The following is a 13,419-nucleotide window of genomic DNA, read 5'->3' as shown; positions in this document are numbered from 1 at the left end:
ATCTAAAATCGAGTGGCTGCATTCACCGCAAGAAACGGGTGGCTTTGAGCCTACTCTATGGCTAAAGTGAGGAAACATCACTATTCCCTTGACTTAGACTAGATGATTTCGATGCAGAATGCGAGTGTCTATGCTAGCGAAGATTATCACCGGATTGCTCGGGCGATCGCCTTTATGCGACAACACCACCTAAACCAGCCCAATCTGGCAACTGTGGCCCAACACATAGGACTTAGTGAATATCATTTTCAACGGCTATTTACTCAATGGGCCGGCATTAGCCCCAAGCGGTTTTTGCAATATCTGACAGTTGAATATGCCAAGTCAAAAATCACTCAGACTAAAAGCCTTCTCGACCTAACATTGGACGTGAGACTATCGAGTCCCGGACGATTGCACGATTTATTTGTGAACTTAGAAGCAATGTCACCAGGGGAGTTCAAAGCAGGCGGAGCAGGTTTACAAATTCGCTATGGTATTCATGATACCCCGTTTGGCACCTCTCTAATTGCGACAACTACCCGTGGTATTTGTAATCTTTATTTTTTGGATACAACAGACGAACAAGCCGCCGCACAAAGACTGCGATTGGCATGGAAAAACGCTGAAATTATTCGTGATGAGCAAGCCACTCAATCATTGTGTGACCTGATTTTCAATTCAGAAACTCTCAGCGAGCAAAAACCATTAACGCTCTTGGTAAAAGGCACTAACTTTCAGATTCAAGTTTGGCGAGCACTTTTGACATTGCCATTTGGTGCGATCGCAACTTATCAGAGTATAGCTCAAATGGTAGCTCGCCCAACTGCTGCTAGGGCTGTAGGAAATGCGATCGGTAAAAATCCGATCGGCTATCTAATTCCATGTCACCGAGTCATTCGAGAATCTGGAGAACTCGGTGGCTATGGCTGGGGAGTAGAGCGTAAAACAGTCATGTTAGGTTGGGAAGCTAGCCGTACAATCTGCGGAACCACCCTCGCAGGAATAGAGCGATCTAACGGTGTCAATCACCCGCTGCAGACTACCTCCGTTCCCAACAAATAACCTCTGTGCGATCGGGTGCATGGGCGTTGTTTTGCTGCGTCGCCTAGAGAACTTTTAAGAACCTCCGACTTCAATCACTTCCCCCGGAGTAATAGTATTCAAAACGTTACGAGCATCTGGTAGCAGAGGAAGTAAATCAGGAAGTCTGTTGCTGGATGCTACAAGAACAACGACTGCTACTCCAGCTTGCTGCAAGTTTTGCTGATAACGCAAATTTTGATCTGTGGTAAGCAGAATTGTGAAGCCCTCTTGACTCATAAGCAGCAGTAATTCACCGTTCTTTTTTCCTGACCATCCCATCTCAACAACTGTGCGTATCTCGTAATCAGCAAGTTCACGCTTTAAAGGTCGTGGGGCACATTCATCAAGCAGGATTCGCATAGGCTGTCAGCATTTCCTTTGCTAATTCAAGAGCTGCAATTGTCTGTTCCCGACTGACACTAGGGAAATGGTCTAGAAAAACCTCTAATGAATCACCAGCCTCAAGATAGTCAAGTAGGGTTCTCATTGGTACACGAGTCCCAACAAAAACAGGGGTTCCCCCCAGAATATCGGGGTCGCTATGAACAACACGGGATGTTAATGTCATAACAAATTCAGCCAACTGGCTACCAGCTTTTACAACAATTGTATCCCAAAGTCAATCGATTTTAGATTTTAGATTTTAGATTTTAGATTAAAGAATTGAAGCATTGACTTGCGCGAGATAAATACGTTCGGCAAGTTTCATCGGATACAGGTTTTTTATTTCACCGGTCCTGAGTCTACTTTCGGAATGAATCACGTGGCGGGTATCCTGGATGCTTTCGGTCATTTGATTTTCGTGAGCATAATGCCAAACACACGATCGCTAGCATCCATTTCATCTAAGACTACAACTTTTAGCAGTTTAGGTTGGGAAGCTAGCCGTACAATCTGCGATCGATCCCGATAGCATTACTATTTTTGCTACTGGCCTTGGCAATCGATCGCAGATAAATTTCAGGCTGCAAGGTCGATCGAGGACTTCGGAGTATGTCAAAATACACTAGAAATATTGTGTATCGCCAGTTTTTCAATGACGCTGCCTACCGGATCTCGTTCTCCTGCTTTGTTCCAAACGCTTTCGCTGGTAGCTGACCCGATCGCATTTTTCGATCGCAACTCGGCCAAATACGGCGATACATTTACCGCCCGCGTGTTGGGGCCCGCTTCGCCCCCCGTAGTGTTTCTGGGCTCTCCAGAAGCGATTCAGGCGGTGTTTACGACCTTAGCCGATGCCTTTGAGTTTGGCAAAGTGACCAACGTATTTCGCCCCCTGGTGGGAAATGAATCCCTAATTATGAATGAAGGGCCGCGACATCTGCGACAGCGACAGCTATTAATGCCCGCGCTGCATCGGGAACAGTTGCAGAGTCAAGGGCATTTGATTGTTGATTTGACGAAAAAGCAGACGATCGACTGGAAAGCCCCAGATGTGATCGCAGTCCGCGAAGAAATGTCAGAAATTTCCCTGCAAGTAATCTTGCAAGTCGTGTTTGGATTAGTGCCGGGAGAGCGCTACGAACGCCTGAAACACTTGCTCAGCAGGCTTTTAGAGGCGATTACCTCTGAGCTGTACTCCCTACAATTTTTCTTTGAACCCTTGCAGCAAAATTTGGGATCTTGGAGCCCGTGGGGGCAGTTTTTGCAGCAGATGGCCCAGATTGACTCGCTGATTTATGCGGAAATTGCCGAGAGGCGATCGCAATCTCTCGATTCGTCTCGCACGGATATTCTGTCGGTGTTGATGATGGCCCGCGACGACACCGGCGAATCCCTCGGCGATCGAGAATTGCGCGATCAGTTGATGACGCTGTTGTTATTGGGACATGAAACGACTGGATCGGCCTTGACTTGGGCGTTTTACTGGCTGCATCAGTTTCCCGAATGCCTTGCTAGGTTGCGGCAGGAATTGGATGAATTAGGCGAGAATCCCGATCCGATTGCGCTTTCGCAGTCGCCCTACTTAACAGCAGTCTGCAAGGAAGCGCTGCGGGTTTATCCAATTGCCTTAATTTCGCAGCCGCGCAAGGTGAAACGGACGATCGAACTCGAAGGCTATACATATCAACCGGGAACGATTTTAATCCCCTGTGTCTATTTGGCCCACCGTCGCCCTGAAACCTACGAAAATCCCGCCCGGTTCAACCCCGATCGCTTTTTAGATCGCAAGTTTTCCGCCTCTGAATTTTTACCGTTTGGAGGCGGGAGTCGAAGCTGCATCGGGATGGCGTTATCGATGTTTGAAATGAAGCTGGTTTTAGCCACGGTGCTGTCTTCCCGTGAGTTTGTATCGAATCTCGATCGGCCAATTCGTCCGGCGCGCCGGGGAATCACCTTTGTGCCGCCCGATCGATTCCGATTAACGGTTGTGGGCGATCGGCTGTAGTGTTAATCTGTAGGGTGCGTCGCTGCGAGATATTGGATAAAACTTGCAGATTGTTGATGGCGACGCACCTTACACGGGCGATCTCAAGATTGTGTGTACTACATATACATGGAATATGCTGTATGTCATTCGATGAAAATCCCCGCAACTTTGTCTTCATTCATAGTCATGTGTGCCACAAATTCATCTCCACCATCTTCAAAACTCAGCTTCCACAAATAAATCGGAAAATTACCTTGTTTTATCTCACCAAAATAATTAATTGAGTATCCCTTTTGCAGGCGGGAAGCAAGCTGCTCGCTAACATCGTCAAACATTTGTTGTGTAATGCTCGCTTTGTAGCCTGCATCCCCCACTGTGGTAAAAAGCTCGTAATTTTTCGATGCAGTGGCATCCAAGATAACCTGCAAACAATCGATGATGTTTTGAGAGGGTGCTGTCGAGTTCATGATGATGTCCTTCTTTTAGGGTTCTCTCAAAATGTCTAACAAATGGCGCTGTGAATAGCTTCTACGGCTGTCTAATATCAAATCCGGTAGCATCGGAATTATTTATCAGTAGGGGGCGCGATCGCAGAAATTTTTAAATCCACAGATTAGACTATTTACACTCACGCACCGCCCCAAGGATCGAATAATATCTCTGCAACTTTACCATTTATAGCAGTTTTCAATCGAATTAAATAAATACAACTTTAGACACGGCAGTGCCGTGTCCTACCCGATCTAGCCATCCTCAATCATTTGTGAATTTCTTACTCCCTCCCCTTGATAAGGGGAGGGTTGGGGTGGGGTCAAAAATTTACGACTCCTGCAAGGATTGCTATATCTGTACTTCACTCTACTGAAAACCGCTATCTTGCCTCAGCAACAATAGTTCGGTGTCGGACTGTATTACAAGTAATCGTCGGCGCAGCAAAACCAGAATCAACCAAAGCTTGCTCAATATCCAACCCAAAATACTGATCCAAATAAGGCTCCGTACTTTTGAGCAAAGTTAAAATATAAGGAGGCATTTTGGCATAAACTTCCGACTGAGGATTCATATCCATAATTGTCAAATGTCCGCCAACACGCAGCAAACGCCTCGCTTCCCGGAATATTTCTCTAGTAGCTTTCTGCGGCAATTCGTGACAAACTAAACAAATAGAAACTAAATCAAAAGCTGCCGCAGGCAAACCTGTAGATTCAGCAGCAGCATGAACCCAAGTCGGAGATTTTTGATTGAAAGATTGGGATTCTCGCTGTTGGGAACGGTATTTAGCCACTGCTAAGAAATAAGGCGATAACTCTACTCCAGTCATCTTCGCTTCCGGGTAAACCTCCCCAAGAGCAAAGGTACTCATTCCCACACTGCATCCCAAATCAACAATATCTCGCGGCGAAGAAGCAATTTGAGATTTGATGACTTCGTGATAGCTGGCGCGGAGTTTTGCATCGCCTTCTGCACCCGCTTCCGGCCAAATTGTGGCGTGAACTGTACGGGCGGCAACTTCTACTTCTGTAGCAGCTTCCCAACTCATATTACCTTGTTCGTAAGCGTGGAATGAAGTTAGATAATATTTCGGGTAAACCAGATCGGGATTTTGAACGCTGAGCAATTCTGCATCCCAATTTCGAGCTAAAAGTGCTTGGGCTTCTTGTCGCCAATGCACTCCAATTTTTTCGGCTCTTGTTATCATCATTTCCCGCGCTTGGTGCTTGGCTAGATTAGCTAAAGGCTTGATGGAGAGTACGCCATTTACTAAACGCGAGGCTAATCCGGGAGTTTTGTTAACTGCAACAGTCATTTTTTAGGTTTTTCTATTTTGCGCCCTCTATTTTAACACGTTTGGGCGATTTTGAGTTGGTCAATATAAAGACTTTTTTTAATGAACCGCAGAGGGCGCAGAGAACGCAGAGGAGCGAGAAGAGAGAAAAGATCGGAGTAGGGCAAAAGTGGATCGGGTGGTATAATATTTATTTGTGCTTGCCTAGTTAGTGCTGGGGAATTTACCGGGAATCGGGAATCGGATTTGCTGAAGTTGGAGTATTTGGAAGAACACTTTAAATCGGGCTATTCAGGAGTTTTTGATGAGCAAGTCTATTGTTGAATTGGTTGACAATTTGCCGTCGGGTGGCGTCACTGTGATGATGTTAAAATCTCTCGATTTTGTGGTTCCGGGGGAGTGGAACAATCTCACGGGTTTTGATAATACTATTCAAGCGCTGACAGGGGAAACAAAGCGCAAATTAGTTGAGAAAATTCGCGATCGCGCGATCGAGCTTTACGCTAACCCCAACGAGCCATATCAAGGCGTAGTCAGGCTTTACCAGTTAGCAGACAGCGCCGACAGTGCGTTAGGTGCAACGGCTATGGCGAATAAAATCGGCGAAAACATCGGCTTTCTTTCCTTTCTCAACCGCCTCACTCCCAAAGCTGACACAACTCAAACGATCGACTTGTGCGTCAAAGTGGCGATCGAGCTAATTGCCTACTGCAAACTTAACAATATTTCCCTTAACAATGTGGGAAGCTTTGGTAATTATTTATCCCATTACAAAGACGAATCTCTGATGCGGATGGCTGCTTTAGTTTGTGCTGACGGTTTAATTCCCCTTGGCCCGGACTTCCTTAGAGTAGCACAAAATACCCTAGGCGGATTGAATCCTTCAACCTTGCAGCAAAACTCAACATTCCAAAATATCAGCAACCTAATTCCCGGCGCTAATAATGCAGCAAAATTTGGATTCGTGACAACAACTTTCGCCTCAGCGCAAGGTTGGATGAACAATTTAGTACAGTCTCGCGGCTTAACTCCCGCCATAGTTTTAGGCCATCTCAAGCAATACATTGATGTTACCGATGACAAATTGGATTATGTGGCGGCGTTTTTAGACATGAGTACCAATTATTACGAACATACCGGAATTCAGACGGTTGCTCGCCGATTGATCGATCGAGCTTATGGCGAAATAGCCTCGGATAGATAGTATAAAACTCGTCGCTCATCATTCTCGCTTAACAGGCTTTCCGGCCTGTTCCACAAAAATTAAATTTTATTGTGGGGAGTAGGGGTTGGGCTTCTAGCCCGCCCTGAAGGGCATTATTGCAAATGATCCAAGATATAAAGGGAACAAACCTCGTCGCTCATCATTTTAAAGAACAGGCCGAAAAGCCTGTTCTACAAAAATTAAATTTATTGTGGGCCGTTGCTCCTAGCCCGCCCGGAAGGCGGGAGTGCATTATTAATTGCTGAAACCATTGCTTAGTTTGCCTTCTTCCTTCTTCCTTCTTCCTTCTTCCTTCGGCTGTGAGTTAAAATAAGCAGATTATGTTTAGCAAACCTCTTTTAATCGCATTGTGAAAAACAAATCGCTTCCTTCATCCGTAACAGTCAAGCTAGGTAAATTTGTCTGGACATCAATGTGGCAATTAATGATGTCAAAACTAGCGCCGCCCGATCGCACGGGAGCATACATTCGCCCCAGCAGCAGTTTCCGGAACTTTGTCAGCACTGCACCAGACAACCCTCACGGGCCCGCCACGGGACGGTATCGCCTCTTCGTGGGTAAAGGGTGCCCTTGGGCGCACCGCACTCTGGTGACGAGGGCGCTCAAAGGGCTTGAAGATGCGATATCCGTATCTATTGTCTATCCCTCGGAAGGGGGAATGTGGGTGATGGAGTCGGAGACTTTTGGCTGCAACACGATGCCGGAACTTTACCAGTTGGCTTTACCGGGCTATCAGGGGCGGTGTACGGTGCCGGTGCTGTGGGATGACTCGAAAAAGGCGATCGTCAATAATGAGAGTTCGGAAATTATTGTGATGCTAAACTCGGAGTTTAACGAGTTTGCTAGCAATCCTCAAATGGATCTTTATCCTCTGGATTTGCGAGAACAAATTGACGAGTGGAATGAGAAGATTTACCAATCGGTGAATAACGGCGTTTATCGCTGCGGTTTCGCGCAATCTCAAGCTGCTTATGACTCGGCTTGCAGTGAATTGTTTGCTGTTTTAGACGAGATCGATCGCTCGCTCTTGAGGAGTCGTTACTTGTGTGGCGATCGGGTGACTTTAGCAGACGTGCGGCTTTTTACTACTCTATTCCGTTTTGATGCCGTTTACTACAGCTTATTCAAATGCAATCTGCGCCGCATTCAAGATTACGAGCATTTGGGAGCTTATCTGCGCGATTTGTACCAGTTACCGGGAGTTGCCGGCACTTGCGATTTGGAGGCTGTCAAGCGCGATTATTACGGCAATTTGTTCCCGCTGAATCCCGGCTGCATTATCCCGGCTGGGCCCGATCCGGCGAGTTTGCTCAAAGCTCACGATCGGGCAGGGTTCAGAAACCGGGTTTCTCCATAAATCTCTGTGATTATCGAAATTGAAGCGAATAAAATGACCTCGTTCGGGGATATATTTTAGCAAAATTCTTCTCCTTCTGGTTTTCCCCAAGAGATTTCTTCGCCCGGTTCTATTTCGCCTGCTAATAATTCATCTAGGGTATATTTGGAAACTTTCTGATTTACAGGCTCTATGACTATTTTTCCATTTTCTATACTGCAAATTACTGCATCATCTGCTTTCAGGTTGAAATATTTGGTTCTTCAGTACGTAGTATGCTAAACAACCCAAAATCAAGCTGTAAACCTTGTTATATCAAATCCGGTAGCATCGGAATTATTCATCTCTCTTATCTCCCTCTGTGTTCTCTGCGTTCTCTGTGGTTAAATCATTCCGATGCAACCGGAAACAATATTAAATAAGGATTAAACGAAATATCGCTCATTCTAGCCCAATTCATCTAAATAAATAGTCAAAACCTTTGCGGAGCAAAGGTTTTGACTACATTTCTATACAATTTGGCATACCAAGTAATGAAGAGCCATTATTTTTTGTATACTCATCCAAAGATTTTATAATAATTAGGATCTTTTTTAATAAAAACTCTCAGTCTAAATAATCGATAATAAAACACAACCTGTTTACTTAGTTTGTTGTTGATTTTCTTCCAAAGAGAACGTTTGGGATATTCAATCTGTTTATGGATGTCGAAGTAAATTTGTTTCTCCTGAATAATTGCTTGTCCATTTTGGATTCTTACTCGTTCAATATTATCCTTAAAGAATGGAAATTTGTCTTCGCGGAAAAAATCAAATGTCATCCCAATTCGAGCCGCAGCTAGCCCCATAGCATAACCCTCACCATGATAGATTTCTTGCATTTCAAAAAAGTAAGAAATTGTCTGCCAAAGTTCAAAAAATTCTCCTTCTAATCCATTCTGTCTCTTCATGACAAACATAAACTCGTGAAGCCACTTCACTTGTTGAAGATCGATATTTAGTTTTTGCCCTGCTGCTTTTATAACTTCAATTTCTTTCGGATTTTTAATGTTTTGTATGTGTTTGACCAAATCAGTACCTGCTCTTGCTGTAATTCCAGGAGACCAATTCATTTCTTCTACTAGAGGGCCTAGCAATCTAACATCAGAGTCTAAAAACATACAACTCTCAAATAGTGAGAGAGCTTTTTCAAGAACGAAACGTTTGTCATGATACCCTTTCACACTCTGGAGGTGGTGCTTGAACACCAGAACATGAGGGAAATTTTTAAACTGCTCTGGTTGATCGCTTAGGATACATAAAGTTGTGGAAGGCATATGGGTCTGGATATCTTGAGCTAGCATCTTTACATGAGCACGATACCTATCACCTACAGCTAGAGTACAAAAACAAAACTTTTCAGATGTGTCCATATGATTTGAGCGCAAGAGATGTGAGTTAAACTTGCAGAAATTTTTCGTGAATCCAACTTATGAAAATATTATAACTGACTTATGGTTACTAGATTACTCTGAAACAGTTTCAATAGCAAGGAATAAACAGAATATTAAGAATGCGTTTATATTGCGATCGCAATATTGAAGATTAAACCCTATATCCCTCTTCTGTCACTCTCCGGGGGGGGGATCGCGCTTAATCTTCATCTGGCAATTAATACAAGCTATTCTATTAGAAGAAAAAATGCTCAGGTTTATTTATTATAACAACTAGATATAGTCGCGCGTGGGGCTCAGAAACCGGGTTTGAAACCCAAATCTTGGGTAGGATGCCTAAATTATCACAGAAACCCGGTTTCTTGGCTCAGGGTTAGGCGCGATCGCGTGGGGGGTTGAGAAACCGGGTTTGAAACCCAAATCTTGGGTAGGATGCCAAAATTATCCCAGAAACCCGGTTTCTTGGAGTTTCTGGGAACACGCGTGGGGATTCAGAAACCGGGTTTCTTACCCAAATCGGGCGTGAGGATGTCAAAATTCTCCCAGAAACCCGGTTTCTTAAAGCCTTCAATTCTTCAAATGTTAAGTCACGATAAGCATCGGCTGAAAAAAATTGCGATCGCACTCCATCTATTTTAGGTAAACTTCCCTAACGCAAATCAATATATTCCTGATAGCTGGAAAACTCCCAATCCTCTGCTTTTTCAACTATATTAGCACAGACTGGGTTTAAGTAAATATATCGAGTTAAGTGTAATAAATAGTCTTCTCCATCCACATGAATCGCCTGAAACCGTCCCTGAAATAGTGAACCCACCCTTTGATAGCGTTTATTGATAGCCTTAGCATAAGACAGAGTAAATGACTGCATCAGCTTGGAAAAATCATCCGTTTGCAGGTAAACTAATAAATGATAGTGGTTCGGCATCAAACAATAAGCAATAATATCGACACCATGAATAATCAGATGGTTTCTTAATTGACGTAAAAAATAAATATAGTTTTCTCGCTCAAAAAAGATAAGCTGACGGTTATTACCTCGGTTATAAACATGGTAGTAATTACCCGCTTGGAAGATAATTTGGCGACGTGGCATATCAGAGGATAGGTGAGTGGCTAGCGGAAGGGGAGGGTTCAGAAACCGGGTTTCTTACCCAAATCTTCGGTAGGATGCCAAAATTGTCGCAGAAACCCGGTTTCTTGGCTGAGGCTGAGGGGCGCGCGTCGGGGAGTCAGAAACCGGGTTTCTTACCCAAATCTTCGGTAGGATGCCAAAAGTATCGCAGAAACCCGGTTTCTTGGATGGTTGGCAGGGCCTCAGAAACCGGGTTTCTTCACCAAATCGGGCGTGAAGATGCCAAAATTATCGCAGAAACCCGGTTTCTTGGACAACGAGGATGCGACTTCTAACTTCCCGATAAAATCTCTTCGAGTGCTAATTTCAGCGTCGGATATTGATATTGAAAACCACTAGCTAAAGTTTGTTTCGGCAACACTTTCTGCCCTTCCAAAACAACTTTTGCCCCGTCTCCCAAAAGCATTTCTAAAGCAAAACCTGGCACCGGCAACCAAGAAGGCCGCTTTAAAACTTCCCCTAAAGTTTGGCACAATTCATTCATCCGCACCGGATTCGGTGCTGTTGCATTCAAAACGCCTTCAACTTGCGAATTTTGCAAAGCGTACAAAATTAAATCAACCACATCCTCGCGATGCACCCAAGAAAACCACTGTTTCCCAGTGCCCAGCGGCCCGCCTGCAAATAGTTTAAAAGGTGGCAGCATTTTTGCCAATGCGCCTCCCATTCCCAAAACTATCCCCAGCCGCAAAATTGCTAACCGCGTTCCCGCATTTTTTGCAGGTTGGGCGGCTGCTTCCCAGTCTTTGCAAACTGCTGCTAAAAAATCGTTTCCCGCAGGGCTAGTTTCGTCAAACTCAGCGGTTTCGCTGGTTCCGTAATAGCCGATCGCCGATGCGCTAACAAACACAGATGGTCTAGGATTAGCATTGACGATCGCCTCGACCAATTTTGCCGTAGTCAGTTTGCGACTGTCCAGAATTGCTTGCTGGCGCGCCTCCGTCCACCTTTCCTCCGCAATCGGAACCCCAGCTAAATTGACAACAGCGTCGCAGCCCGCGATCGACTTTTGCCAATCACCAGACTCCGCAGGAGTGTAGGCGACAACTTCCAAATTCGGATAAGCTGAAGCCGGAAAAACTCGGCTAGCCTTCGCCCCATCCCTGCTCAAAACCACCACTTGATGTCCCGCAGCTTGCAGCTTCTCCACCAGCCGGCTACCTACAAATCCCGTTGCTCCCGCGATCGCTACTTTCATCTTTTACCCGCAATGCACATTTTTAGTAGTTTAGACGATCGTCCAAACTTGTGTTAAATCATACAAAAATAAAAAGCAGCCTCGATCGCCTCCCCACAAGCCAAGTGTATTTTGATTAAACTGATATGGGACGCGAGGAAAACAAACCATGCCTGCAAAAAAATCAAAGCTTCTAATTGCTGCCTCCATCGCCGCAGCAGGTAGCGCTGCGGTCTACTTTTACTTCCAGGGTTTGAGCCAACAAGTATCCAACCCTCAAGACAGCGCCAAAGTTGTACCCGACGAAGCAATGATGGCCGCGTTTATCTCCCCCAATCCCCAAGCGCTGTCACAATTGCAGCGATTTGGCACGCCAGGGGCTCAAAAGTTGATCGGTCAGGGTTTGAAGGCCTTTCAAGAACAAAGCTTGGCAGGCACTCAAATCGACTTTGACAGGGACTTAAAGCCTTGGCTGGGGGGGGTGATGGTCGCTTTGCTACCCCCTGATGCTGTCACGAATACAGAGCCTCCAAAACTGCTGGTAGTAGTCAGCGTCAAAAATAAAATTAGCGCTTGGAATTTTGCGAATAAATTAAAATCTCAGCCCGGTGCAACTACTCAAGAAACCGAGTATAAAGGAGTTAAAATTTTTGAGATTGCAGAGCCAACTGGCAAGCGCTACAGTGTGGCTTTGCTGAACGACCAATTAGTGATGGCTCCTTTGAGACAGCCTGTGGAATTGGCGATCGATACTTTTAAAGGAGAACCCTCCCTCGCTACGCAGCAGAGCACAACTAAGTTTTTTGCAGAGAGTGCTGGTGTCAAGAATCCGATCGCAACTGTTTATATTGCTGACTATCCTGCGGCAATTGAGCAATTGAAAGCTAATTTGCCCGCTGATATCCAGTTGCCTTGGACAGTGTTTTCGCAGTTCAAACAGGTTAAGTCTTTGGTTGCGGGAATTGGTGCGGATAGTGCGGGATTGAGGGTAAAAACTATTGCTCAGTTAGACCCTAAATTCGTGCAGCAAACTCCACAATTTACATCAAAATTGTTGCCCAGATTTCCTGGTGAAACTCTTGCTTTAGTCGGCGGCAAGGGAATCGATCAAATTTGGTCGCAAGCAACCGCTGAGGCACAAGATAGCCCGGAAGTTGACAGGGGAGTTCAGCAGGTGAGGGATAGTTTTAAGCGGTTGGATTTGGATGCGGATCGAGAGGTTTTTGGTTGGATGAATGGGGAATTTGCGATCGGGGCGATCGGTTCGGATCAAGGGATTTTGTCTCAGTTGGGCATGGGGGCGGCGATGATTTTTGAAACCAGCGATCGCCCTGCTGCAGAAGCAACTCTGAAAAAACTCGATGCGATCGCCAAAAGCAATCCTACAGTCAGTGTCGCCCCCAGACAAGTTCAAGGAAAGGAAGTTACGGAATGGAAAATACCCCAGCAAGGCACTTTATTCGGGCACGGTTGGCTGAATGAAAATTCTGTGTTTGTAGCTTTCGGTGGCCCTTTAGTTGATGTGATTACTTCGACGCCGCCCCAGCCGTTAAGCAGCAGTCCGAGTTTTCAGGCGATCGCCACTTCTTTACCGCAAGCCAACCAAGGTTACTTTTACATAGATATGGAAAAAACCCTGTCTTGGGCTAACCAATATTTGCTTGCAGTACAGCCAAATTTAGTTTCCCCGCCCGCCGCTGAATTGCTGAATTCTCTCCGAGGAGTTAGCGTAGCCACAGCTTCTACGCAACCGACAACTGCTGAGTTGGAGATGCTTTTTGCCTTGAAATCTAACAACAATTAGGCAATTTGTAACAGGGTAAGCTCATCTAATTTGGTATAATATGAACTTGACAAAGTTAACAAAATAAGCATAAGAGACTGTGTAGACA

General features: G+C 45.2%; 13 protein-coding genes. 5 read left to right on the top strand and 8 right to left on the bottom strand.

Annotation, left to right across the window (positions count from 1 at the left end; genetic code table 11):
- Window positions 1-111: 111 nt before the first annotated feature.
- A complete protein-coding gene (locus tag QT984_RS17525) occupies window positions 112-1,044 on the top strand; it encodes a methylated-DNA--[protein]-cysteine S-methyltransferase (RefSeq protein WP_333057062.1) in 933 nt (310 codons plus the stop codon).
- A 54-nt stretch (window positions 1,045-1,098) separates the two neighbouring features.
- On the opposite strand, the gene QT984_RS17520 is transcribed toward QT984_RS17525, so the two are convergent.
- From QT984_RS17520 to QT984_RS17510, 3 genes are all read right to left on the bottom strand, one after another.
- Entirely contained in the window at window positions 1,099-1,425 is a 327-nt protein-coding gene (locus QT984_RS17520; protein WP_333041785.1) for a hypothetical protein, read from the bottom strand.
- Window positions 1,409-1,633 carry a DUF433 domain-containing protein gene (locus QT984_RS17515; RefSeq protein WP_190662860.1) on the bottom strand — a complete coding sequence of 75 codons (225 nt, stop codon included), beginning with the start codon at window positions 1,631-1,633 and terminating at the stop codon, window positions 1,409-1,411. The genes QT984_RS17520 and QT984_RS17515 overlap by 17 nt, the downstream gene beginning before the upstream one ends.
- 300 nt (window positions 1,634-1,933) lie before the next feature.
- Entirely contained in the window at window positions 1,934-2,065 is a 132-nt protein-coding gene (locus tag QT984_RS17510) for a hypothetical protein (protein WP_333153426.1), read from the bottom strand.
- A 36-nt stretch (window positions 2,066-2,101) separates the two neighbouring features.
- Here QT984_RS17510 and QT984_RS17505 point away from each other — a divergent pair, with 36 nt between their 5' ends.
- Window positions 2,102-3,454, top strand: a complete 1,353-nt coding sequence (locus tag QT984_RS17505; RefSeq protein ID WP_333057063.1) for a cytochrome P450 — start codon at window positions 2,102-2,104, stop codon at window positions 3,452-3,454.
- Between the two features lie 125 nt (window positions 3,455-3,579).
- Here the strand turns inward: QT984_RS17505 and QT984_RS17500 are convergent, their stop codons facing one another.
- Both QT984_RS17500 and QT984_RS17495 read right to left on the bottom strand, forming a co-directional pair.
- On the bottom strand, window positions 3,580-3,903 hold the full coding sequence (locus QT984_RS17500) for a hypothetical protein (protein WP_333057064.1): 324 nt from the start codon (window positions 3,901-3,903) through the stop codon (window positions 3,580-3,582).
- A gap of 404 nt (window positions 3,904-4,307) precedes the next feature.
- A complete protein-coding gene (locus QT984_RS17495) occupies window positions 4,308-5,243 on the bottom strand; it encodes a class I SAM-dependent methyltransferase (RefSeq protein ID WP_333057065.1) in 936 nt (311 codons plus the stop codon).
- Window positions 5,244-5,526: 283 nt separating this feature from the next.
- Between QT984_RS17495 and QT984_RS17490 the strand changes: the two genes are divergently transcribed.
- On the top strand, window positions 5,527-6,426 hold the full coding sequence (locus QT984_RS17490) for a hypothetical protein (RefSeq protein WP_333057066.1): 900 nt from the start codon (window positions 5,527-5,529) through the stop codon (window positions 6,424-6,426).
- A gap of 433 nt (window positions 6,427-6,859) precedes the next feature.
- Window positions 6,860-7,804, top strand: coding sequence for a glutathione S-transferase C-terminal domain-containing protein (locus QT984_RS17485; protein ID WP_333057075.1), 945 nt, complete (start codon window positions 6,860-6,862; stop codon window positions 7,802-7,804).
- A gap of 538 nt (window positions 7,805-8,342) precedes the next feature.
- Here the strand turns inward: QT984_RS17485 and QT984_RS17480 are convergent.
- The 3 genes from QT984_RS17480 to thyD all read right to left on the bottom strand — a co-directional run bounded on the left by QT984_RS17480 (window position 8,343) and on the right by thyD (window position 11,548).
- The gene (locus tag QT984_RS17480; RefSeq protein WP_333208019.1) at window positions 8,343-9,125 is read right to left on the bottom strand and encodes a hypothetical protein; all 783 of its coding nucleotides are present in this window, start codon (window positions 9,123-9,125) and stop codon (window positions 8,343-8,345) included.
- Between the two features lie 739 nt (window positions 9,126-9,864).
- Window positions 9,865-10,311 (bottom strand): transposase, encoded by a 447-nt coding sequence (locus QT984_RS17475; RefSeq protein ID WP_333057068.1) that lies wholly within the window; start codon window positions 10,309-10,311, stop codon window positions 9,865-9,867.
- A 310-nt stretch (window positions 10,312-10,621) separates the two neighbouring features.
- The gene (gene thyD / locus QT984_RS17470; RefSeq protein WP_333057070.1) at window positions 10,622-11,548 is read right to left on the bottom strand and encodes a thylakoid membrane protein ThyD; all 927 of its coding nucleotides are present in this window, start codon (window positions 11,546-11,548) and stop codon (window positions 10,622-10,624) included.
- Between the two features lie 148 nt (window positions 11,549-11,696).
- Between thyD and QT984_RS17465 the strand changes: the two genes are divergently transcribed.
- Window positions 11,697-13,331, top strand: coding sequence for a DUF3352 domain-containing protein (locus QT984_RS17465; protein ID WP_333057071.1), 1,635 nt, complete (start codon window positions 11,697-11,699; stop codon window positions 13,329-13,331).
- Window positions 13,332-13,419: the final 88 nt, after the last annotated feature.

The organism is Microcoleus sp. Z1_B2 (genome assembly GCF_036700325.1).
In the GTDB taxonomy this organism is placed as follows: Bacteria; Cyanobacteriota; Cyanobacteriia; order Cyanobacteriales; family Microcoleaceae; genus Microcoleus.
The sequence above is the reverse complement of the archived record's forward strand: the minus strand, read 5'-3'. Positions and strand labels throughout refer to the sequence as shown.

Excerpts from the sequence above, each read along its gene's own strand:
- QT984_RS17525 (WP_333057062.1), top strand. The coding sequence starts at position 112 with ATGCAGAATGCGAGTGTCTATGCTAGCGAAGATTATCACCGGATTGCT.
- QT984_RS17520 (WP_333041785.1), bottom strand. The coding sequence starts at position 1,425 with ATGCGAATCCTGCTTGATGAATGTGCCCCACGACCTTTAAAGCGTGAA.
- QT984_RS17515 (WP_190662860.1), bottom strand. The coding sequence starts at position 1,633 with ATGACATTAACATCCCGTGTTGTTCATAGCGACCCCGATATTCTGGGG.
- QT984_RS17505 (WP_333057063.1), top strand. The coding sequence starts at position 2,102 with ATGACGCTGCCTACCGGATCTCGTTCTCCTGCTTTGTTCCAAACGCTT.
- QT984_RS17500 (WP_333057064.1), bottom strand. The coding sequence starts at position 3,903 with ATGAACTCGACAGCACCCTCTCAAAACATCATCGATTGTTTGCAGGTT.
- QT984_RS17495 (WP_333057065.1), bottom strand. The coding sequence starts at position 5,243 with ATGACTGTTGCAGTTAACAAAACTCCCGGATTAGCCTCGCGTTTAGTA.
- QT984_RS17490 (WP_333057066.1), top strand. The coding sequence starts at position 5,527 with ATGAGCAAGTCTATTGTTGAATTGGTTGACAATTTGCCGTCGGGTGGC.
- QT984_RS17485 (WP_333057075.1), top strand. The coding sequence starts at position 6,860 with ATGTGGCAATTAATGATGTCAAAACTAGCGCCGCCCGATCGCACGGGA.
- QT984_RS17480 (WP_333208019.1), bottom strand. The coding sequence starts at position 9,125 with ATGCTAGCTCAAGATATCCAGACCCATATGCCTTCCACAACTTTATGT.
- QT984_RS17475 (WP_333057068.1), bottom strand. The coding sequence starts at position 10,311 with ATGCCACGTCGCCAAATTATCTTCCAAGCGGGTAATTACTACCATGTT.
- thyD (WP_333057070.1), bottom strand. The coding sequence starts at position 11,548 with ATGAAAGTAGCGATCGCGGGAGCAACGGGATTTGTAGGTAGCCGGCTG.
- QT984_RS17465 (WP_333057071.1), top strand. The coding sequence starts at position 11,697 with ATGCCTGCAAAAAAATCAAAGCTTCTAATTGCTGCCTCCATCGCCGCA.